16 protein-coding genes and 2 pseudogenes are annotated in these 22,773 nt (G+C 37.1%); 11 read left to right on the forward strand and 7 right to left on the reverse strand.

Translation table 11 applies throughout. The features are described from left to right. Positions 1-207: 207 nt before the first annotated feature. A complete protein-coding gene (locus tag HX005_RS00430; protein ID WP_107006738.1) occupies positions 208-2,388 on the reverse strand; it encodes a carboxy terminal-processing peptidase in 2,181 nt (726 codons plus the stop codon). Between the two features lie 198 nt (positions 2,389-2,586). On the opposite strand from HX005_RS00430, the gene nagZ reads away from it, so the two are divergent. After that, positions 2,587-3,606 (forward strand): beta-N-acetylhexosaminidase, encoded by a 1,020-nt coding sequence (nagZ, locus tag HX005_RS00435; protein WP_286375906.1) that lies wholly within the window; start codon positions 2,587-2,589, stop codon positions 3,604-3,606. 76 nt (positions 3,607-3,682) lie between these two features. Further along, a complete protein-coding gene (locus HX005_RS00440; RefSeq protein ID WP_286375907.1) occupies positions 3,683-4,528 on the forward strand; it encodes a class I SAM-dependent methyltransferase in 846 nt (281 codons plus the stop codon). A gap of 47 nt (positions 4,529-4,575) precedes the next feature. Here the strand turns inward: HX005_RS00440 and HX005_RS19660 are convergent. Continuing rightward, positions 4,576-4,767, reverse strand: a pseudogene (locus tag HX005_RS19660) (alpha/beta fold hydrolase); the annotation flags it as partial. Between the two features lie 98 nt (positions 4,768-4,865). Continuing rightward, positions 4,866-5,910, reverse strand: a pseudogene (locus HX005_RS00445) (alpha/beta fold hydrolase); the annotation flags it as partial. A gap of 314 nt (positions 5,911-6,224) precedes the next feature. Between HX005_RS00445 and HX005_RS00450 the strand changes: the two are divergent. From HX005_RS00450 to HX005_RS00485, 8 genes are all read left to right on the forward strand, one after another. After that, a complete protein-coding gene (locus HX005_RS00450) occupies positions 6,225-7,490 on the forward strand; it encodes a glutamate-5-semialdehyde dehydrogenase (protein ID WP_286375909.1) in 1,266 nt (421 codons plus the stop codon). A gap of 132 nt (positions 7,491-7,622) precedes the next feature. Then, a complete protein-coding gene (locus HX005_RS00455) occupies positions 7,623-8,027 on the forward strand; it encodes a hypothetical protein (RefSeq protein ID WP_286375910.1) in 405 nt (134 codons plus the stop codon). Positions 8,028-8,338: 311 nt separating this feature from the next. Next, positions 8,339-9,556: an acetate/propionate family kinase gene (locus HX005_RS00460; protein WP_286375911.1), complete on the forward strand. Its 1,218-nt coding sequence runs from the start codon at positions 8,339-8,341 to the stop codon at positions 9,554-9,556. Positions 9,557-9,616: 60 nt separating this feature from the next. Continuing rightward, the gene (gene pta / locus HX005_RS00465; protein ID WP_286375912.1) at positions 9,617-11,758 is read left to right on the forward strand and encodes a phosphate acetyltransferase; all 2,142 of its coding nucleotides are present in this window, start codon (positions 9,617-9,619) and stop codon (positions 11,756-11,758) included. A 738-nt stretch (positions 11,759-12,496) separates the two neighbouring features. Next, positions 12,497-14,023 (forward strand): fumarate hydratase, encoded by a 1,527-nt coding sequence (locus HX005_RS00470; protein ID WP_107006746.1) that lies wholly within the window; start codon positions 12,497-12,499, stop codon positions 14,021-14,023. A 90-nt stretch (positions 14,024-14,113) separates the two neighbouring features. After that, a complete protein-coding gene (locus HX005_RS00475; protein WP_286375913.1) occupies positions 14,114-14,617 on the forward strand; it encodes a hypothetical protein in 504 nt (167 codons plus the stop codon). Continuing rightward, positions 14,614-15,108 carry a DUF2059 domain-containing protein gene (locus tag HX005_RS00480; protein ID WP_286375914.1) on the forward strand — a complete coding sequence of 165 codons (495 nt, stop codon included), beginning with the start codon at positions 14,614-14,616 and terminating at the stop codon, positions 15,106-15,108. The genes HX005_RS00475 and HX005_RS00480 overlap by 4 nt, the downstream gene beginning before the upstream one ends. A gap of 33 nt (positions 15,109-15,141) precedes the next feature. Then, the gene (locus HX005_RS00485; protein WP_286375915.1) at positions 15,142-15,675 is read left to right on the forward strand and encodes a DUF2059 domain-containing protein; all 534 of its coding nucleotides are present in this window, start codon (positions 15,142-15,144) and stop codon (positions 15,673-15,675) included. A 67-nt stretch (positions 15,676-15,742) separates the two neighbouring features. On the opposite strand, the gene HX005_RS00490 is transcribed toward HX005_RS00485, so the two are convergent. The 4 genes from HX005_RS00490 to tig all read right to left on the reverse strand — a co-directional run bounded on the left by HX005_RS00490 (position 15,743) and on the right by tig (position 20,137). After that, complete coding sequence (locus HX005_RS00490; RefSeq protein WP_107006750.1) at positions 15,743-16,495, reverse strand: DUF2846 domain-containing protein; 753 nt, start codon at positions 16,493-16,495, stop codon at positions 15,743-15,745. Positions 16,496-16,654: 159 nt separating this feature from the next. After that, positions 16,655-17,965: an ATP-dependent protease ATP-binding subunit ClpX gene (gene clpX / locus HX005_RS00495; protein ID WP_286375916.1), complete on the reverse strand. Its 1,311-nt coding sequence runs from the start codon at positions 17,963-17,965 to the stop codon at positions 16,655-16,657. 34 nt (positions 17,966-17,999) lie between these two features. Beyond that, positions 18,000-18,611, reverse strand: a complete 612-nt coding sequence (gene clpP / locus HX005_RS00500) for an ATP-dependent Clp endopeptidase proteolytic subunit ClpP (protein ID WP_107006752.1) — start codon at positions 18,609-18,611, stop codon at positions 18,000-18,002. A 191-nt stretch (positions 18,612-18,802) separates the two neighbouring features. Further along, a complete protein-coding gene (gene tig / locus HX005_RS00505) occupies positions 18,803-20,137 on the reverse strand; it encodes a trigger factor (RefSeq protein ID WP_107006753.1) in 1,335 nt (444 codons plus the stop codon). 264 nt (positions 20,138-20,401) lie between these two features. Between tig and HX005_RS00510 the strand changes: the two genes are divergently transcribed. Then, positions 20,402-22,597 carry a TonB-dependent receptor domain-containing protein gene (locus HX005_RS00510; RefSeq protein WP_286375917.1) on the forward strand — a complete coding sequence of 732 codons (2,196 nt, stop codon included), beginning with the start codon at positions 20,402-20,404 and terminating at the stop codon, positions 22,595-22,597. The last annotated feature ends 176 nt before the right edge of the window (positions 22,598-22,773 follow it).

A 22,773-nucleotide genomic window follows, 5' to 3' on the forward strand; every position in this document is an offset into this window, starting at 1 on the left:
TCCATTCATGAACCTATTATTGTTATAAAAACTCTATAATGATTACAACGCAAAACAGTGTGAAGGTTCACCTTTTAAAGAATGTAAAATATATGGTTAAAATAGCATTATCTTATTGAAGGTCAAGTTATTCTTAACTTTTTAGACGAGAAAAAAGCATATCGTAATATGCTTTTAATATTTGATTAACATAGTGTTTAGACAAATTTACTTCTGCAAGCTCGCCAAGTCAATTAACACATTTGCCGCCTCAGTCACAAAAGTTTCTTCTTCAGGTAGAGCAGGTCTCTTATTCGCTTTCATTTTTGCACGTGACTCAGCAAGTGCATCTAAAGAAGCCTGATAACTTTCCCAATTTGGATATGCTTTTAAGCCTGTTTCAGCACGTCGTTTATTTTCCGCAGCCAATGTTTTTAACTCAAGAGTGTTAAGTTCTGCTTTACGTTTCTCAATATCTAAAACAACTTGTTTTTGATCTTTCGTTTGTTGAGCAATCGCTTTTCTTTCCGTTAAATACTGAAATTGTGGGTCTAAAGACACACGTGTTTGCGATTTTTCAGTTAATTGTGGCAAATATGGTTTAATCGAGCCTTCACGTTTAAATGGTGCTGTTGGAATAGTATCCCATTTCAAAGCATTTTTTGCTTTACGCTCACCAAATTCTTCATCATAAATATCAACCAGTTTAATATCTGGAATAACGCCTTTATTTTGCGTACTTCCACCAGTGATACGATAAAATTTACGTTGTGTCAGTGTTGCTTGACCATATGCCAAACTATCTAGTTGCACTTGTGCTGTGCCTTTACCCGTCGTTGTACTTCCTAAAACGACACCACGGTCATAATCTTGGATTGCTGCTGAATAAATTTCACTTGCCGAAGCTGAAGCAAGATTGACCAACACAGCCAATGGTCCTGCATAGGTTTGCGCACCACCATCGGTATCATCAAAGACGCTAACATTCCCATTGCCATCACGAATTTGTACCACAGGTCCTTCTTTTACGACCTGTCCGATCATTTTCGCGACTTCTTCTAAAGAACCACCAGGATTATTACGTAAATCAATAATAATCCCTTCTACTTTATCATTGGCTAATGACTGCAAAGCTTTGTTGGTATCTTCAGCAACAGAGCGATATTCATTACCAGCACGGCGAGCACGATAGTTCAGATAAAAAGATGGAATTTCGATCACACCAAATTTATGTTTAGCTCCATCACGGGTAACTTCTACAGTACGTGAGCGTACACCTGCATCTTCTTCCTGAATCACATCACGTGTCAAAGTCACAGTACGTGCCTGATTCATAGATGCGCCTGCACCTAGGAGCTTAATCGTAACATTTGTACCACGCTTACCACGAATCAAACCAACGATTTCAGAACTTGGCCAACCAATGACATCAATCATTTTTTCGCCATCTTGTGCAACCCCAACAATACGGTCACCAGATTTGACTTGCCCTGATTTACTTGCTGGACCACCTTCTACAATGGTTTCAATTTTGGTGTAATCCTCATTACCACGCTCAGGACGAATAGACACCCCGATCCCTTCTAGCTGTAAGGTGGTTTGACGATTGAGTTCCATCGCATCTAGAGGTGGGAAATAATTACTATGCGGATCATAAGTCAAGGTCATTGAGTTTAAGATTTTTTCTAAAACATCATCACTTTTGATCCGCCCAATACGCTCTAGCTGACGCGTATAACGCTTGGTCAAGGTTTGAACAGGTGTTAAATCTTCAGATGCAGTTAGATCTTGCCCATTTGCTAATGAAGGATCATCTTTTAAGGCTTTCTGTTTCGCTTGCTCTTCTTGTTTCGTAATCGTCAAATTAATGAGCTGAGACACTAACATTTTATTCCAATATTGCTCTTGTTCAGCTTTACTGTTAAAAAATGGTGCTTTTTCACGATCCGTTTCAATATAAACATCTGGCTGATTTAAGTTTTGCGTCTTTTTCAGCTCAGCCAACATATAAGTATAAAATTCTTTTAAACGTGTACGATATTGTGCATGAATTGCATAAGCACCCGTCAAATCACCTGCTTTTAATGAAGCACCAAGCGTTGCACCGTACTGTTTTTTATATTGCTCAATTTCATTGGCTAAAAATAACGAATGGTCTGCGTCCAAACTGTCAATATACATATCTAAAATACGTGCTGATGTACTTGCATCTAAACGCATATTTAAATAATGCTGACGGTCAACCAAAGTCGCCAATTGACGAGTGACCAAAGCCTGATCTTGTGAAGGTTGAATGGAAGCTGAAACAGAAGCTGGTTCAGTTGCTGCAATAGCTTCTGTTATAGCATGGTTAAAAAATAAACCACCTGTTGCGATAGCAACTGCACATGCGATTGTTTGAAGTTTCATAAATTGTTTGTACTTCCTTGGATTTACCAATTTCAGCGCTGTTTTTTTGAAATGAATTCATGAGATTCAAAATCTTAAACAACTTTATCTGTTTATGTCGTGTAGTTTTATCATAATCTGTACTGACAAAATGTAGCAAATCATTGCAAAATTCGGTTATTGTTTCTTTTTTTAAATAAATACAATTTCGGATTTCCTATGATCGGCGCATTGATGCTTGACGTTGCAGGCACAGAACTTACTCAAGAAGATATTGAACTATTACGTGCTCCGCAAGTCGGTGGCATGATTTTATTTTCCAGAAATATCCAATCTCCTGCCCAAGTACGTCAACTCACTGACCATATGCGTCAAATTCGACCAGATATTCTCATCGCAGTTGATCAAGAAGGTGGACGTGTACAACGCTTAAAACAAGGCTTTACGCTATTGCCAGCGATGGGTCATTTTGGTGAACTTTACTTAAATGCACCTGAAAAAGCACTCGACCTTGCAGAAAAATGTGGTTGGCTTATGGCAACTGAAGTTCTTGCTGTAGGTATTGATTTTAGCTTTGCACCTGTTTTAGATATAAATGCCATTAGTGATGTTATTGGTGATCGAGCTTTTGCACGAAATGTACAAGACATTGTCCCACTTGCAAGTGCTTTTATGAAAGGTATGCAACGCGCAGGCATGGCAACAACAGGGAAACATTTCCCTGGACATGGTTCTGTTAAGGCGGACTCACATGTCGCAGCAGCAATTGATTCACGTTCTTATGAAGAAATTTACCAAAATGACATGCAAAGTTTTATTCAGTTACAGCCACAACTTGATGCACTGATGCCTGCACATGTCATTTATGAACATATTGATCCAAATCCAGCAGGTTTTTCACCATATTGGATACAAAAAGTTTTACGACAAGAACTCAAGTTTGATGGTGTACTTTTTTCAGATGACTTAAGTATGCAAGCAGCTTGTGTTGCAGGTGGTGCAGATGCACGTATTCAAGCCGCCTTAAATGCAGGCTGTGATATGGGCTTAGTGTGTAATAATCGTGAGTCTGCCTGTGTGGCTTTGGCTGGAATTGAAGATTTACCATTACCGAACCAAGAACGCTTAGAACGTATGCGTGGTAAAATCCCACAAATTCAGATTGGTGAAACACTAGATTTAGGTGAAGAATGGCAAACTGTCAGAAAAGTCATTGAAGAATTTAAAAATTCACTTTAAAACTAGAGGGGCATTTTGTATGTCCCTTTTTTGATTTGAAATAGTCAAAATAACAAAAATAAAGTTAAGGATAACCATGACTCAACAACTTTCTAAACATCGCCATATTTCATTTACAGCGCATTATACAGGGTATATTTGGTATCAAATGGGGATTTCTCACCCATTACTTGCAACATCAAAAGGAAAGTCACTCGCTTTTATCGCCAACCCTATCGAAACATGGGCAGAAAAGTATGTTGGGGGTAGCATGCGTACCACCTTAAAAGAACGTCACACTATGCTTGATGACACACTAAAACAATTAATTCATCAGTATCCTGATCTACAAGTTTTAGAAATTGCTGCTGGGCTTTCACCACGCGGTTGGTGGTTTAGAAAACACTTTCCACATATTGATTATCGTGAACTCGATTTGCCTGATATGGCAAAGACAAAGCAAACAGCTTTACAACAAATTGATCCATCTAGCCCTCAAGTTTTATCCGTTGACTTATTTACTGAAGACTTTAAAAATGCATTTGCTGTCTTTGATCCACAGCGCCCTTTAGTAATTATTAGTGAGGGGCTAATTAATTATTTTGAAAAAGATTTACTACAGCAACTCCTAAAATCTATTGTGCATTATGGGCAAAATTTTAAAGCCTTACACTACTTGACCGATATTTATCCTGAACCTGTAAAAAATAAACTCGCAAGTGTGATTTGGAACAGCAGTAAATTACTAAAAGTGATTTCGCGCAGTGCTTTTAGTTTCCACTTTCAAAAACCTCAAGAAATCCAAGATTTTTTTAAAATAGCAGGCTTTACACAGGTTGAAGTGCTACAACCACATGTTTATTTTCAACCACAACAATCTGCACAAATGAACTCAGAAGAACATTTAGGTGATTTAGTGTGGATGATTCATGCTAAAACATAAAACTGTTTCCACTCAAAAACCAGTCATTAAGACTGGTTTTTAAAAAATTATTCAATTTCTTGTATAGGTGTTTGTAAATTTAGCTTTTCTGCTGCAATAAACTTCAATAAACGATCAGCATTTTCAAAACTACCATGCTTGAATAAAGCGCGAATATTATTTTCATTTCTTTCAAAAATTAAACACTCAATCGCAAAATCACCTTGCTCATCATTTAAAATTAAAGCTAAATCACGTGTATTTTCTTCAGCAAATGCAGCATCTTCTGCACTCAGCATCATAGATAAGCCAAAATAATTCAAATCATTCACCACAACAGCAGCTTCATGCTGTAAATGACGATGAATGAGCTTACGAGCAGGTTGCTGAATTTGGATGCGGTCTTCCCCACGGCGCTCCATATTTTGCATATCTTCACGGGTTAAGTTAATAATACCATCTAAACCATGAATCGATTCACCTTTTAAGTAGGTGGTAAATAAAGTCATGGTTTCTTTACGTCGTTGTAACTGAGGCACATGATCTGCATTAGCAATCATTGCAAACTGCATATCAGGACATTGCAACGCAAAATTTGCATTTTCATGAGGAAGTGTGAAACTATCATATTGCCCACATGCAACTAAGCTATTACATTTGGGTACAGGAACATTAGAAAGTCTTAACAGACGATAGCAATTGATTTCGTAACGCTCTTGTTCAGTCGCAGAAAACTCAGCCATTTGTTTAAAAAACAAACGTTTAGCTGTAGGTGACATGCGTGTTTTATCAAGCTTGGCATGATTGACTAAATATAAAATTACAGCTTGCCCAAACTCATCCATACGTTGCTCTTTCATGAGCATTAAGGATTCTTCAAGCAACATACGCCAACTTTTACGGGTCTTTTGCATTACTCCCATTAAAATCATTTTTTCAACTAGCTCAGGACGTTGCTCAACAAAAAAAGAAGCAATGACTGAACCAAGGGAAATACCGACAACATTGACCTTTGAAATACCAACAATATCAAACCACTGTCCCAACATAAGAGATAAGTCAGGAAGCTCTAAAGTACCTGCGGATAAACCTGTATCGACATTTGTAATTTGTTGATTTGCTCCCATAGATGGGAGATCGATTAAAATGACTGGACCGCTTTCAAAAAACTGCTCAACACAATATTTATATGAGTTAAAATTTTGAAAAGCTCCTCCGATAATTACAATAGGCGTATTATGTACTGTCCGAGGATCAGCAATTGCCATATATTCAATTTTCCAGCCGTCAATCCAAGTTGTACGTGCAGGTTGCTTGAAACTATTTTTATTGTAAATATCAAAAAAACCAAAACCCTTAAAGTTTTGATTTGATTCTGAGTCCATTTGGATAATGGAATTCATATCCTTCCTCCATCCTTGCTTTATTCTTTTAGTCTGCAAGATTTTTATTGCTCGCGTTGTTTTATCAAATCGTGATACCGACTTACTTTTGTATCATTTCAATGTCCTTATGGTTTCATTCTATACAAATATGTGAATTCTATGCAATTGCTCAAATGACCGCTTATCTTTTTTAAATGCTAAAAACATTGCAAAATATTTAAAAACGTTCATTTTACTTGCATTTTATTTTTTTATTTTCTCATCAGTCTTCCTTGCATTTGTATTGACTGCTACTATCAAAGAGAAATTTCTAGGTGGTCAATTAAAACGCTATGCAAGATTCTATTGAACAGTATATGCAAACTGTAGGGAAACAAGCCCGCCAAGCCTCACGCTTTTTGGCAGGTGCTTCTACACTTCAAAAAAATAATGCGTTATCTGCTATTTATACAGCTTTACAAAATAGCCAACCGCAAATTTTAGCTGCAAATAAAGTGGATATGGACAAAGGTCATGCCAACAATTTGGACAGCGCACTGCTTGATCGCCTAGAACTCAACCCCAAACGCTTTGTCGCAATGCTTGACGGCTTAAAAGATGTCATTGGTTTAATTGATCCGATTGGTGAAATTACAGATTTAGCTTATCGCCCAACAGGCATTCAAATTGGGAAAATGCGTGTGCCTTTAGGTGTTGTTGGCATGATTTATGAATCACGTCCAAACGTTACACTTGAAGCAGCTTCTTTAGCATTAAAGTCAGGCAACGCGATTATTTTACGTGGTGGCTCAGAAGCTATTCATTCCAACCAAGCAATTGCTGAAGCGATTCAACATGGTTTAAAAGCAGCAGGTTTACCTGAAACTTGTGTACAAGTCATTAATACAACAGACCGTGCCGCAGTGGGGCAATTGATTACATTAGCAGAATACGTCGATGTGATCGTTCCTCGTGGCGGCAAAGGTTTAGTTGAACTCATTACCAACGAAGCAACCATTCCTGTGATTAAACATCTAGATGGAAATTGCCATGTTTTTGTTGAAGCACAAGCAGACTTACATAAAGCACTTCCAATTGCTTTAAATGCAAAAACACATCGTTATGGTGTTTGTAATGCTATGGAAACTTTATTGGTTGATGAAAAAATTGCTGAAGAGTTTTTACCGTTGATTGCAGAACTGTATGCTGAAAAGCAAGTTGAACTCCGTGGTGATACGGAAACTCGCCGTATTTTAGGTGCTTCAGTAAAGACTGCAACTGAAGAAGACTGGTATGAAGAATATCTTGGTCCAATTTTAGCTGTTAAAGTTGTATCTGGTTTAGATGAAGCGATTGAGCATATTAATAAATATGGTTCACATCATACAGATTCAATCATCACTGAAAACTTCAGTTTGGCACGTCAGTTCTTAACACGTGTCGACTCAAGCTCTGTGATGGTGAATGCCTCTACTCGCTTTGCTGATGGTTTTGAATATGGTTTAGGTGCTGAAATTGGCATTTCAACCGATAAAATTCATGCACGTGGTCCAGTGGGTTTAGAAGGCTTAACTTCTCAAAAATGGATTGTTTTAGGCGATGGTCAAATTCGTCAATAAGTCAGTACATTGAAGTAAAACCGTTCAGTTTTTAAAATTGGACGGTTTTTTATTTTTATGGCATTAAAAAATTACATTGCAACATAAAATTTTTCCTACAATAAAAATATAAACATAAAAAAGGAAAAAATTATGTTTTACGCCTTAATCATCATTACATTTTTCTTGGCATTACTGGTTTCGTTTATAGTCATGCGCATTTTTTCAGGCTCTATTAATGCCATTTTAGCGCGTATTATCAATGATCCAATCCATACAGCTTGGGCAAAATACACCAAATTTGCAGGTATGGTGGTGGGTACATCTTCAGGTATTCGTATTTATGATATGGAAAAATATATTAGCCCAATCACCTATACCAACGAGAAAGCACCAGTCATTTTAAAACTCACCCAAGAACGTTGGTTTTTAGAGGTTTATCGAACCATTATTGAGACATTGCAAGGTTTAGCATGGATGATGCTTGTGTTTTTTATGGTGGCTTTAATTGCTTATGTAATTGTACGTTGGTCTGAAATTAAATATAAAAACTCATGAGACATCGCACGAGACATACAAAATTCTTAACATAAAACTCAGCTAAAATGTATAAAAATCGTGCTATGTTTAAAATAGATCATACTTTTGTACTGTACTATTTTATTTATAAATGAAATCTATCAACTGATAAATTCTAATTATAATTCTTAAAGTGGTCGATAGTGCTTAAGTCTAATCACCTAAAGTCTATCTAGGACAGAAAAACAACACATGGTACAACATCACTACTGATCTAAATTGCACCAATAAAAAGCGTAATCAGATCAATCAGGACGACCATATCAAATTACAATTTCGGGTAATAAAACGTGTCTACATCAGTATTAGTAATTAACTGCGGATCTTCATCAATTAAATATGCTTTGGTTTCAGAGCGTCGTGAAGATCGAATCTTTGGTTTAGCAGAAAACTTAGGTTCTGCTGATGCACGTATTAAAGGTATTACCACTGGTGGTGCCGAACTTGAGCTTTCCATTCCTCATGCAGATCATGAGAAAGCCCTTGAAACCATTCTTGAGCGTTTAGCACATCATAATCCACAAGCGATTGGTCATCGTGTTGTACATGGCGGTACATTGACCAAAGCAGAATTATTAACACCTGAAATTATTGAACGTATTCGTACTGCAACACCACTTGCACCGTTACATAATCCTGCGCATTTAGTTGGTATTGAAGCAACGATGCGTTTATTCCCACATTTACCACAAGTTGCAGTTTTTGATACTGCGTTCCATCAAACGATGCCTTCACATGCTTATCGTTACGCATTACCAAAATTTTTATATACAGAACATAATGTCCGTCGCTATGGCTTCCACGGTACAAGTCATGCATACGTTTCTGAACGTGGTTCAGAACTTGCAGGTAGCTTTAAAAAAGGTGGATGGCTTACAGCGCATTTAGGTAATGGTAGCTCGACTTGTGCTATCTGGAATGGTCAATCCGTCGATACTTCAATGGGTTTAACACCACTTGAAGGTGTGGTAATGGGTACACGTAGTGGTGATGTAGACCCAAGTATTCATAGTTTCTTAGCTTCAAACTTGGGTTGGGACATTTATAAAATCGACAAAATGCTCAATAGCCAATCTGGTTTACTGGGTTTGTCTGACCTTTCAAATGACATGCGTACGCTCATTGAAGCATCTGAACAAGGCAATGAAGATGCAGCACTTGCGATTGAAGTTTTTTGCTACCGTTTAGCAAAATCATTGGCAGCTTTAAGCTGTGGTCTACCACGTATTGATGGCTTATTCTTCACAGGTGGTATTGGTGAAAACTCAGCTTATATTCGTGAAAAAACAGTCGCTTATTTACCACATTTTGGCTTTAACTTGAGTCAAGAACAAAATAATAGTTTAAAACGTGGTACTGAAGGTCGTATTGATGCTGGTACAGGTCCACAAATCTGGGTTGTACCAACAGACGAAGAAGGTCGTATTGCAAAAGAAACTGAGCATGTTGTACTAGAACAGGTGAATACTTCTGCAAAAAAGTCTGATACTGAAACTGTGATGGCTTAATTAGCCATCACCAGCTTTCATTTTAAAATTTATTTTGATTTATCTTTTTAAGAATAGCGTATGAAAACAATTTTATTGGTTCCTACAGGTGAAGGCGTAGGTCTTACCTCTGCATGTCTCGGACTTATTTATGCTCTGGATTGTCAGGGGGTAAAAGCTGGATTTTTAAAACCATTTTCACAAGATGAAAAAGCCGAGTCTGATCGTACAACTGCGCTCTATCGTCATGTTTCTAAAACTGAAACGGTTGAACCAATTCCATATGCAAAATTAAATTATTTACTCAACACAGGTGAAACTGACGAGCTACTTGAAGAAGCTGTTCGTTTACATCGTGAAGTTGCCCGTACACATGACATTATTATTGTTGAAGGTTTAGTCCCGAGCGCACGTGATGCTTTTGCCAGTGAAATTAATGCTTCACTTGCTCAAGCACTTGATGCAAAAGTTATTTTTGTCAGCAATGCCAATATTGCCAAGCCTGAACAGACTGCAGAAAAAGTTGAAGCTCAATTACGCTATTTTGGTGGTGCGGCATCAGCACGTAATGTTGGTGTATTGTTTATGCGTACACGTGGTTTATCTGAAGATTCAGCACAAATTCCTGTGACATTTGCTCCAGATTTGCGTTTAGTTGAAGAAACAGAAAAATTTACACAAGCCATTCAACGTACACATGCGCATATTGGCACTGAACATTTACCTGTGATTGGTTTAGTTCCATTCAGCGATACTTTAAGTGTACCGCGTGTTTCAGACCTTGCTACACATATCCAAGCAAGTTGGATTAATGAAGGTAAATCAACTGTACGTCGTGTTTTACACAGCAGTTTAATTGCTTCTAATATTGAACATGAATTACAAAAATTTATTGCTGGTGAATTAATCATCTCCGCTTCAGATCGTATTGATGTCTTACTTGCAGCAAGTCTTGCAACCAGTAATGGTATTCCACTGGCAGGTTTGGTTTTAGCAGAACATCATCAACCTAATCCTGCTGCATTGGCATTCTGTCAAACAGCAATTAAAAATGGTTTACCTATTTTACATACGCCATTAAGTACATTTGAAACAACTCAGTTACTTTCAAATCTAAGCAATGAAATTCCAGTCGATGATACTGAGCGCGCTGAACAAGTCACACGTTTTGTTTCGAGCCATATTAATATGGACTGGTTAGTCTTGTTATTAAACGGTGATTATCAACCTCGTCTATCACCTTCTGCTTTCCGTCATGAATTGGTACAAAAATCAATTGCTGCGAAAAAGCGTATTGTACTGCCTGAAGGTGATGAACATCGTACCATTCAAGCTGCTGCAATTTGTCAAGCTCGTGGAATTGCACACTGTATATTATTGGCAAAACCTGAAGCTGTCGTTGAAGTCGCACGTGCACGCAATATTGAATTGCCTCATGATTTAGAAATTATTGATCCAGATTTGATTCGTGAACAGTATGTCGAAAAAATGGTGGAATTGCGTAAAGGCAAACTCAATGATTTACAAGCACGTGATCAGCTACAAGACACTGTTGTACTTGGCACAATGATGCTTGCATTTGGTCAAGTTGATGGCTTAGTGTCTGGCGCTGTGCATACCACAGCAAATACTGTACGCCCTGCTTTCCAATTGATTAAAACTGCGCCTGACTATTCACTGGTATCTTCAGTATTCTTTATGTTATTACCTGATGAAGTCTATGTTTATGGTGATTGTGCAATCAACCCAGACCCAGATGCAGAACAATTGGCTGAGATTGCCATCCAGTCTGCGGACTCTGCAAAAGCCTTTGGGATCGATCCACGTATTGCCATGATTTCATATTCTACAGGTACATCAGGAATGGGTGCAGATGTAGAAAAAGTAGCAAAAGCCACTGAAATTGCAAAACAGCGTCGCCCTGACTTACTCATTGATGGTCCATTACAGTACGATGCGGCTTCTGTTGAAAGTGTAGGACGCTCTAAAGCACCAGATTCAAAAGTTGCAGGTCGTGCCAATGTGTTTATTTTCCCTGATTTAAATACAGGAAATACCACGTATAAAGCAGTTCAACGCTCTGCCAATGTGGTCAGTGTTGGTCCAATGTTGCAAGGTTTGAATAAGCCTGTAAATGACCTGTCACGCGGTGCTTTGGTCGATGATATTGTCTTTACGATTGCTTTAACTGCGATTCAAGCAGAACAACAAGCTGCTCAATAATCTAAACTCATGCAAGATTATTAAGGTTTGATACTCAAACCACCCAATTTACGGATTGGGTGGTCTTTTTTTTATTACAGTTTTGATCAATTATCATTCTGCTGTGTCATGGGTTTAAATAAGTTGGAAACTGATAAAGCTATGAATTTTTCAGCCCTACATAGATATTGGGGTAATGACGAAGTTAATCAGCATCCAGATTTATTTTTTGATCATAAAATTTTAAACAATTAATTTTTAAATTATAAATATTTTTTGATAGGTTTTTTATACTTACTTAGCTTTTGAAATAAAACTCAAGCATAAAAAAAGAAGATAAAGCTTATGCCTGATCTTCTTTCTGTCCATACACCCAAGTTGCAGCAATATAAATACTAAAACCTACAACCATCAGGATACTTGAAATCGTCATATTTCATTTCTCTGTTTTAATATTTGTATTATGTGAAATATTTATGACAAATTTATGACAAACACTGTCATATTTTAAAATGTTAAAAAAAGTAAAATACAAACAATCGTTTAGAAAATCTAAAAATATTTTTAAAGCTAATATTTTTATAACATAGAGTAAAATTTTATTCTGCTACAAAACTTTGCTGATTTGACTCAATATCTCTTAACCCTGCAAATTCAACATTAAACTTTAGCCAAAATTCAAGCAAGTCATCCACAAAAGCTGCTTTATCACGTATAATTTAGCCCGCTAGCTATCAGCCCGCTCAAGAGATTTTCGATATGACAACTATTATCAAGCAAGATGACTTGATCACATCGGTCAAGGATGCGCTTCAGTTCATTTCTTACTATCATCCACAAGACTTCATCCAAGCGATGAGCCGTGCTTATGACCGTGAAGAGAACAAAGCTGCCAAGGATGCAATTGCACAAATCTTAATCAACTCACGTATGTGTGCAGAAGGTCATCGTCCAATCTGTCAAGATACTGGTATTGTTAACGTATTTGTTGACGTGGGCTTAGACGTTAAATTTGATTTAACCATGAGCTTAGATGACGCAATCAATGAAGGTGTACGTCAAGGCTATCTTGAAAATAGCAACGTTCTTCGTGCATCTGTACTTGCTGACCCTGCTTTTGGTCGTAAAAATACCAAAGACAACACCCCTGCTGTGATTCACTACAAACTTGTTCCGGGTAACAAAGTAGACATCACTGTTGCTGCAAAAGGTGGTGGTTCGGAAAATAAATCTAAACTTGCGATGTTAAACCCTTCTGATTCAATCGTTGATTGGGTACTTAAAACTGTTCCTACAATGGGTGCAGGTTGGTGTCCACCGGGTATGCTCGGTATCGGGATTGGTGGTACTGCTGAAAAAGCCATGATGCTTGCAAAAGAATCACTCATGGAAGAAATCAACATGGACGAATTACTTCGTCGTGGACCACAAAACAAAATCGAAGAACTTCGTATTGAAATCTTTGAAAAAGTAAATGCTTTAGGTATCGGTGCACAAGGTCTTGGTGGTTTAACCACAGTTCTAGATATTAAAATCAAAGATTACCCATGTCATGCTGCGGGTAAACCAGTCGGTATGATTCCGAACTGCGCTGCAACGCGTCATGCGCACTTCCAATTAGATGGTTCAGGTATTGCACATATTCAAGCACCTAAACTTTCTGACTATCCTGAAGTGACTTGGGATTCTTCATCTTCTAAACGTGTTGATCTAGACAACATTACTCAAGAAGAAATGAATTCTTGGCAACCGGGCGACACGCTATTACTCAACGGTACAATCTATACAGGTCGTGATGCTGCACACAAACGTATGTGCGAAATGCTCGACAAAGGCGAAGAGCTTCCTGTAGACCTGAAAGGTAAATTTATTTACTACGTGGGTCCAGTTGATCCTGTAGGTGATGAAGTGGTTGGTCCTGCAGGTCCTACGACTGCAACACGTATGGATAAATTTACTCGCCAAGTGTTAGAAGCAACTGGCTTGTTTGGTATGATTGGTAAAGCAGACCGTGGTCCTACTGCAATCGAAGCAATCAAAGACAATAAAGCAACTTATTTGATGGCAGTCGGTGGTGCAGCGTATCTTGTTTCTAAAGCAGTACGTCAAGCTGAAGTAGTTGCATTTGCTGACTTAGGTATGGAAGCAATCTACAAATTTGTGGTTGAAGATATGCCTGTATCTGTTGCAGTTGATGTAAACGGTACATCAATCCATGCAACAGCACCAAAAATCTGGCAAGCAAAAATTGGGAAAATCCCAGTGGTTGATGCAGCAGCGAACTAAGTCTTTATTCAACGCTAAATAGATTTATTGCTTGAATATTGATGAAAAAGCACTCTATGATTAGGGTGCTTTTTTATTTATGAGAATCTAATGACAATAAAACCCTACCTGTATTCTTTATTTATATTGAGTTTTAGTTTTCATACCTTTGCAGCCTCTGCGACACAACAACAGATTGATCAACTCATTAAAATTGAACATTGGGATCAATTTAAACCTGCTTTGCTCAAACAAAGTATGCCGAATATGAAAAGTGCAACTGAAGAATTGATGTTTGATCAATTACAATACAAACAAGCGCTTTCAGCTGAACAACAAGCTTTAATCATACAAATATCAGACATCATGATTAACGACATGATCGAACAAGTTGATGAAAAAGTTTTTCTGACTAACATTCGCGCGGCTTATCAAACACTCAGTCAAGAACAAGCTCAAGCCTTAATCAACGTTTACCAACAACCCAATATGCAAAATGCGGGGCAAAATGTTCCCATTATGATTGCAAAAATTGTTGATACCTCAAGTAATGATTTTAATAAAATTATCAACTTAGAAGATATTCAAAACATTATTCGTGAGAACCAAAAATGATCAAGACAATAATGTTTAGCCTCAGTCTTTGCCTACTACACACAGGTTTATATGCAGCGCCAGTAAGCACAGAAAGTACAGAACAACTGCTTAATGTCATTAACATCAATCAAGCGATCAAAGACCTCTCAACGCGTGAAACATTTCAACAACTAACACAGCAGATCATTGAGTATCACTCTCTTCCCCAAACGAAAGAAAATCAAACGCGTATTTATAATGCAATTCAAAATTATTATTTAAGTGATGCGTATAAACATGAGTTTAGACAAAGCTTATTTAATATTTACAACCAAAATATGACTGAAGAAGAAACACAGCAATGGATTAAATTTTATAACACAGCAATAGGACAATCTATTTTAAACAATAAAAACTTTGAACAGAAAATTATTGAAACTGTTGAACAAATTTTCCCTGAAAATGCTGAACCTTCAGCTCAAGCACAAGCTAAACTTACACAAGCCATGGAGAAATTTTTCTCTCAATAGATTTTCTATTCGTCATATTTTAAGGACAGTCAGATGAAAAAATTTAAAACTTTATTACTCAGCGGTTTAATACTGATTACACCTTACACTTTTGCCACTCCTGCGAGCGACCAGCAAGTACAAAAGCTGATAGAAGTGATGAAAATCAATCAACTTTTACAACAAACCATACAACAAATTCGTCCACAACTTGATCAGCAAGCGTATACCATTGTACAAAATATCGTACAGCATGAAAAACTGAATCCACAAGAGCAAATCGTTGCCAATGAATTAGCAGATCAATTACATGAGCAAAACAAGAAAAGTATTTCTTGGGATAAAATGCAGCCGATTTATCAAAAAATTTACAAAGATATTTACACTGCTGAAGAAGTACAAGCACAAATTGATTTTTACTCAAGCCAAGTCGGACAATCTATCTTAGCTAAAAGTCCAGTTGTTGCCCAAGAATCAATGAAAATCGTCAATACTCAGCTTATGTCGACCATTCAAGCGGCTGAAAAAGACTTTGCTCAAGTGAATAAAAAACTAGAGGCACTCAAAAAAGCCGCAGAAAACAAATAATACTGTTTATTTCTATAAAAAAGAGGCAATTGCCTCTTTTTTTAAATGGGTGATGCCAGTCACTAACTCACCATGTTAAAGGATTCCAAATCTTAAATGGCGTACTCAAATGCACATCATCACTGGCTTGATAATCTCCACTATCAATTTTTTCCTGAGGTTTAATCAGCTTTCCATCTGCGGTCATTTCGCCAACAAAGTTTAAACCAGGCGATTTTAATTGTGTCATGGCAATTTCTTTTAAGGCTTGACGCGTCGGCATTTGCATCAATGGACCCACTTTCAACAATTCACCACCACCGTTTGGACCACCACGGAATTTTTCTTCTTCATATTTCACAAAATATTGCTGACCTGCTTGCACATGAAAATAAGCAACTTTAGGTTTTTGAAAATGCACCACTGCCAAAGGTCGACTTAAACTAAGTTTATAATCACCTTCAGCCAACTCAATCCAATAATAATGATTACTGATGAGACTAGGCACGCGCTTGCCATTTAAATAGAAACTCTGCGCAATAATTTCTTGGCGATTCCATTTACTATCAGGACGATAAAAATAAATCACAGCGGCATTCGGATTTTGGGGTTTTACCAGTTTAAAATACTGTCCAGGCTCTTGATTGACCCATGAACCTACAGAAAACTTACCGAGTTTATATTGATCTAGCTTCTCATAGACAAAAGAATTTTCTTTTTCAAAATTCACAGCATCTAAAGTAGATACTGCTTGACCTACGGTTGGTTGTTGTACAGTTTGATGACTTTGACAAGCAGCCAACCCACAACTGGTTAAAATAATTAGACCAAAGTAACGCATGATTATCCCTCACCACGTATTTTTTATTTTCATTTTTGAATGAAGATGATTTTCTCAATATCAGCTTAACATTTCATTGGCGATTTAAAAATAAAAAACGTGTAAAAAGTCCAGCTTCTTACACGTTTCAGATGAGTTGCAGATCACAACTCAATCATTTTAAGCAGATTTACTATCAATCACTTTTAAATCAACTTTTTCTTCAACAGCTTGTTCTTGCTTCGGCTGACGTTCTACTTGATAAACAGGTTCTGCTTGATGATTAATCACATCAGCATTAATGATGACTGTGCCAATATCTTCACGACTTGGTAAATCATACATGGTTTCAAGTAAAACATTTTCCAAAATAGAACGTAGACCACGTGCGCCTGTATTACGTTCAAGCGCTTTTTTTGCCACAGCACGTAATGCTGAGTCTTCAAAAATTAGATCTACATCTTCCATTTCAAACAAATACTGATACTGACGTGTTAATGCATTTTTTGGTTCAGTCAAAATTTGCATTAATGCTTCTTCATCGAGCTCTTCAAGCGTCGCAATGACAGGCAAACGACCAATAAACTCTGGAATTAAACCAAATTTTACTAAGTCTGTTGCTTCAACTTGACGGAATAAGTCAGATAATTTTTTAGTATCATCTTTATTTTTCACATCAGCGGTAAATCCAATACCACCTTTTTCTTGACGCTGTTGTACCACTTTCTCAAGCCCAGAAAATGCACCACCACAAATAAATAAAATATTTGAAGTGTCAATTTGAATGAACTCTTGTTGTGGATGCTTACGTCCGCCCTGAGGTGGAATAGATGCAACAGTGCCTTCAATCATTTTCAGAAGTGCTTGTTGTACGCCTTCACCTGATACATCACGGGTAATGGATGGATTTTCAGATTTACGCGTAATCTTATCAATCTCATCAATATAGATAATGCCTTTTTGGGCTTTTTCTACATCATAATCCGCTTTTTGTAATAGCTTTTGTACAATGTTTTCAACATCTTCACCCACATAACCTGCTTCGGTTAAAGTGGTTGCATCAGCCATCGCAAAAGGTACATCAAGTAAACGCGCAAGCGTTTGCGCCAATAATGTTTTACCAGAACCTGTTGGTCCAATCAGTAAAATATTACTTTTTGCTAACTCAATCGTATCTTTGGTTTTTTGCGTAGATTGCGTTACTTTCAAGCGTTTATAGTGGTTATACACAGCCACAGATAAAGTTTTCTTTGCAGTGTCTTGACCAATCACATACTGGTCAAGTGCTGCACGAATTTCATGAGGTTTAGGCAATGGACGTGTTGCCCAATCCCCAGTTTCAACTTGTTGACTGGTTTGAACTAAATCTAAGCAGACATCCACACATTCATTACAAATGTACGCGTCCTCACCAGCGATCAGCTTTCCAACTTCAGACTGTGTTTTTCCACAAAATGAACAATGTTTTTGTCCTTGAGGATTATCGGACATTTTCACTCCAAATCTTAAATCTGTACATTAAAGCTTAGTTTTGAGGGCGTTTTGATAACACTTGATCGACTAAACCATATTCTTTCGCTTGTTGTGCAGTCATAAAATTATCACGGTCTGTGTCTTTTGCCACACGCTCATAATCTTGACCGCTATGTTCTGCCATTAAACGATTTAAACGTTCTTTAATAAATAAAATTTCACGCGCATGGATTTCAATATCTGATGCCTGACCACGGAAACCACCCAATGGTTGGTGAATCATAACTCGTGCATTTTCAAGGCAATAACGTTTACCTTTAGCACCCGCATTCAATAAGAATGCGCCCATAGATGCTGCTTGACCCATACAATAAGTCACGACATCGGGTTTAATAAACTGCATAGTATCGTAAATCGCCATACCCGCAGTTACTGAACCACCCGGTGAGTTAATATATAAGTGAATATCTTTATCTGGATTTTCAGCTTCTAAAAATAACATTTGCGCGACAATCAGGTTCGCCATGTTATCTTCAACTTCACCTGTTAGAAAAATAACACGCTCACGTAAAAGTCGTGAAAAAATATCAAAAGAACGTTCACCACGAGATGACTGTTCTACAACCATAGGGACTAAAGCATTTTCAATAGATGGAACATACATATGTTATTTATTCCTGAATTTTTTGTTACTCAGCTCATATTTGACAATATGAGGGATAATGATTGAAATTGCAAAATATTCCCAATTAAATATCAAATTTTTTTTGAATAAGCATTGTGAATTTGGGACAATTACAAATTTGATACAGCATAAAAAAAGGCGCCCGAAAGCGCCTTTTAGTGAAAAACAACTTAGCCTTGTTGACGCGCTTGTTGTTCTTTCAATAAATCTTGATAGCTTACTTCAGTATCAGATACTTTAGCAGCAGCTAAAATATAATCTACTACTTGATCTTCTAAAACAACAGCTTCAATTTGAGCACGTTGTTTTTCATCATTTTTGAAGTATTCAATCACTTCAGTTGGGTCTTCGTAAGAAGTCGCCATATCTTCGATGTATGCTTCAACACGAGCAGCATCCACTTCAAGTTGAGCATCAGCTAATACTTTGCTCACTAACACGCCTAATTTTACTGATTTTTCAGCTTGTTCTTTGAACAAGTCATCAGGAAGCATGCTGCTGTCAAATGCTTGCGCACCTTGAGCACCGAACTGTTGAGTGAACTGTTGAATCATTTGTTGACGTTGACGGTCAATTTCTTGAGCAACCATTGCTGAAGGAAGTTCAACTTCATTTGCAGCAACTAATGCATCAAATGTAGCAGATTTAACTTGGTTACGAAGACCATTTTTCACTTCACGTTCCATGTTTTTGCGAACGTCAGCTTTTAATTTTTCAACGCCTTCTTCTTCAGTAATGTTGAAGATTTTTAAGAATTCAGCATCAATTTCAGGAAGTTTTGGTTTTTCAACCAATTTCACAGTGATTTTGAATTGAGCAGCTTTACCAGCAAGGTTTTCAGCTTGGTAATCTTCAGGGAAAGTAACGTCGATTACTTTCTCTTCGCCTTTCTTCATACCGATGATGCCATCTTCGAAGCCAGGAATCATACGACCAGAACCTAAAACAAGTTTAAAGTCTTGCGCAGCGCCGCCTTCAAATTTTTCACCATCAACAGTACCTTCAAAGTCGAAAGTTACTTGCATGTCTTTTTTCGCCATACCTTTGGTTTCAGCCCAAGTTTGACGTTGTTTTTGCAAGTTTTCGAGCATAGTGTCGACATCTTTGTCATTCACTGAAGTCGATTTACGTTCAACTTCTAATGCATCAAGTGCATTTACTGAAACTTCTGGATAAACTTCTACAGTTGCTTCAAAAACCAAAGCATCATCTTTGTTTTCAACTTTATCAATGTTTGGCATACCAACAGCATTGATTTTCTCTTGTTGAATTGCTTCAAATACTGAGTCACGGATGATGTCATTTACCACTTCTTGGTAAATACTTGCACCGTATTCACGACGAACAACGTTTACAGGCACTTTGCCTGGACGGAAGCCGTTAATCTTCACAGTTTTGGCAGCGCGTTTTAAACGAGCTTCGAATTGCTCATTTACACGGCTCGTCGGTACAGATACATTTAAACGACGGGCAACGCCCGAAACCGCTTCAGAAGTTACTTGCATGGCTTCCTCTATATAATAGTAGTTACAATTTAAAAAAGTGCCACATTATATGACAACTTTATAGATATACAAAATTTCGGCTATTTTAACCATCAAAATAAAAATTTCTCCATCTTTCTTTTTCTCATTTTTGATTTTTTTCATTTTTATATTAAAAAAATTGATCTTTATTGCAAATAATAATATTTCTCACTATTATTCAACCTCAATATTTTTGATGTTTTTCATATATTTATTTTTCTCGTCCAACACTGGAATTCTTTTATGAGTAAATTCAACCTTCACCCTCTAACGCTTGCACTTTGTACGTTTAGCGCCTCTGTGACTTATGCGCAAACAACGCCTTCAGAACAAGGTACGATTCAACAGCTCGATACAGTTGTATTTACAGCTTCGGGTTTCGAACAAAAATTAAAAAATGCACCTGCAAGTATTAGTGTGGTGTCAAAAGAAGACATTGAGAAAAAAAATGCAACGTCTATCGCTGACTTATTGGTTGATGTTCCTGGACTAGATTTACGTGATGGTGTCGGTAAGACATCTGGTTTAAATATTAAAATGCGTGGTTTAGATGCACCTTATACGCTCATTTTGATTGATGGTAGACGCCAATCAACCTCTAGCGATGTCACACCCAATGGTTTTGGCGAAACATCAAGTGGTTATTTACCTCCTCTGTCTTCAATTGAACGTATTGAAGTGATTCGTGGACCGATGGCAACACGTTATGGTTCAGAAGCAATGGGCGGTGTGATTAACATCATTACAAAAAAAATCAGCAATGAATGGCGTGGCAATATTACTGTTGGCGGTAATATTATGGAACATAAAGGCGAAGCAGATTCGTGGAAGTCAAGCTTTGTGGTAAATGGTCCTATTATTCAAGACCGTTTAGGTTTACAACTTCGTGGTAGTTATTTAGATCGTCAAAAATCAGAGCGTATTCCTGGTACAGCAGGACGAGATCCGCGTCCAAGTGAAAGCGACAACTTCGATTTTGGCACAAAATTAAATCTCAAACTCAATGAGCAAAATAGCCTTTGGTTCGATGCGTTTCATTCTTCTCAAAACTATCAAAATGACGATAACCGTTTAGGTACTCAAGATACTGCGAAAAAAGCCAATGGTTATCAAGATGAATTAGAATTTAATCGTACTCAATTTTCTGTAGGTCATGATGGCGATTATGCACTTGGAACATGGAAATCATACGCTAGCCACACCACAACTGAAACGATTGGACGTACAATTCCAAATAATACTTTTCCAAATAATATCGCTTCTGGTGCTGATCGTACTTTAGAAAATACCGATTTGGTTATAGATACTCATTTTATTGCTCCTATTGCCAACCATAAAGTTACCGTTGGTGCTGAATATAAAGAAGCCACTGTTGCCGATGATATTGCTGGCGTTGGTTCTGAGTTTAAAAAGGACTCTTGGTCTTTATACGCTGAAAATGAATGGAAGATGTTAGATAATCTTCGTATGACTTTAGGCGGTCGTTTTGAAGAACATAGTGGTTTTGGTGGGCACTTTAGTCCACGTGCATATTTAGTTTGGAATGCAACAAATGCGATCACCTTAAAAGGTGGAGTAAGTACAGGTTATAAAGCCCCTTCTGCAAAAGACTTACATAATGGAATCATTAGTGTCAGTGGACAAGGCACCAGTTTTGGTATTGGTTCACCGAACTTAAAGCCTGAAGAGTCAACCAACTATGAACTTGGTTTTTACTTTAACCAAGGTGATTTAGACTTTTCAACAACAATCTTCCATACCAAAATCAAAGATCGTTTTACCACGGGACCTGAAATTTTAAACTGTAATTATACAGTCAATGGTCAGCAGCCTAATTTAAATAATCCAAGTTGTATCAGCTTTGGTGCACATATCACTGACCAAAAATCATTTTCACAAAAAACCAATGCAGATGAAGCAAAGTCTGAAGGTGTAGAAGTGAGTTTAAAATATAACATTCTGCCTGAATGGGATATAAAAACTGCCTATACCTATATGGAAACAGAAATTACTAAAGGCAAAGACAAAGGAAATGCTTTAAGTAATGTGCCTAAAAATGCTTTTAATACAACATCAACATGGCATATCAACGATCAATTTGACCTTTGGTTACAACACGAATATAAGTCAAGCCGTACACGTTATGACACGGAACAAACCGCAGGAACTGATGCCGCAATTATTTATGAATTAACAAATAATAAATTAAAGGGTTATAACCTCTTTAACTTAGGTGCAAGTTATAGCGTAAATGATCAATTACGATTTAATGGTGCAATTAACAATTTGTTAGATAAAGACTTTGCTGGGAACCAAAGCTATATAAATTCTAAAGGTGAATTAGCCACTGCTTACGATTATATGTCGATTGGTTCAGGTATGGATGGAACCTACTTACCTGGACGAAACTTCTGGTTATCTGTCTCTTATGACTTTTAATCAGTAAAAACAATAAAAAACCCTCTTACGAGAGGGTTTTTAAATTTACAATACAAATCAAAAACTTAATAAAAAATTACACTTTTCTTCATTTTTTTTACTTATTGATATAATTTCACCTATTGTTAAAACCAATTACAAAAAATAGTGATAAAGAATAAGAATTATTATTATTC

The organism is Acinetobacter sp. R933-2, from assembly GCF_030325485.1.
Taxonomy (GTDB): domain Bacteria; phylum Pseudomonadota; class Gammaproteobacteria; order Pseudomonadales; family Moraxellaceae; genus Acinetobacter; species Acinetobacter sichuanensis.

What these genes read in the sequence shown, in the direction of transcription:
- HX005_RS00430 (WP_107006738.1), bottom strand. Translation starts at nt 2,388, where the DNA reads ATGAAACTTCAAACAATCGCATGTGCAGTTGCTATCGCAACAGGTGGT.
- nagZ (WP_286375906.1), top strand. Translation starts at nt 2,587, where the DNA reads ATGATCGGCGCATTGATGCTTGACGTTGCAGGCACAGAACTTACTCAA.
- HX005_RS00440 (WP_286375907.1), top strand. Translation starts at nt 3,683, where the DNA reads ATGACTCAACAACTTTCTAAACATCGCCATATTTCATTTACAGCGCAT.
- HX005_RS00450 (WP_286375909.1), top strand. Translation starts at nt 6,225, where the DNA reads ATGCAAGATTCTATTGAACAGTATATGCAAACTGTAGGGAAACAAGCC.
- HX005_RS00455 (WP_286375910.1), top strand. Translation starts at nt 7,623, where the DNA reads ATGTTTTACGCCTTAATCATCATTACATTTTTCTTGGCATTACTGGTT.
- pta (WP_286375912.1), top strand. Translation starts at nt 9,617, where the DNA reads ATGAAAACAATTTTATTGGTTCCTACAGGTGAAGGCGTAGGTCTTACC.
- HX005_RS00470 (WP_107006746.1), top strand. Translation starts at nt 12,497, where the DNA reads ATGACAACTATTATCAAGCAAGATGACTTGATCACATCGGTCAAGGAT.
- HX005_RS00475 (WP_286375913.1), top strand. Translation starts at nt 14,114, where the DNA reads ATGACAATAAAACCCTACCTGTATTCTTTATTTATATTGAGTTTTAGT.
- HX005_RS00480 (WP_286375914.1), top strand. Translation starts at nt 14,614, where the DNA reads ATGATCAAGACAATAATGTTTAGCCTCAGTCTTTGCCTACTACACACA.
- HX005_RS00485 (WP_286375915.1), top strand. Translation starts at nt 15,142, where the DNA reads ATGAAAAAATTTAAAACTTTATTACTCAGCGGTTTAATACTGATTACA.
- HX005_RS00490 (WP_107006750.1), bottom strand. Translation starts at nt 16,495, where the DNA reads ATGCGTTACTTTGGTCTAATTATTTTAACCAGTTGTGGGTTGGCTGCT.
- clpX (WP_286375916.1), bottom strand. Translation starts at nt 17,965, where the DNA reads ATGTCCGATAATCCTCAAGGACAAAAACATTGTTCATTTTGTGGAAAA.
- clpP (WP_107006752.1), bottom strand. Translation starts at nt 18,611, where the DNA reads ATGTATGTTCCATCTATTGAAAATGCTTTAGTCCCTATGGTTGTAGAA.
- tig (WP_107006753.1), bottom strand. Translation starts at nt 20,137, where the DNA reads ATGCAAGTAACTTCTGAAGCGGTTTCGGGCGTTGCCCGTCGTTTAAAT.
- HX005_RS00510 (WP_286375917.1), top strand. Translation starts at nt 20,402, where the DNA reads ATGAGTAAATTCAACCTTCACCCTCTAACGCTTGCACTTTGTACGTTT.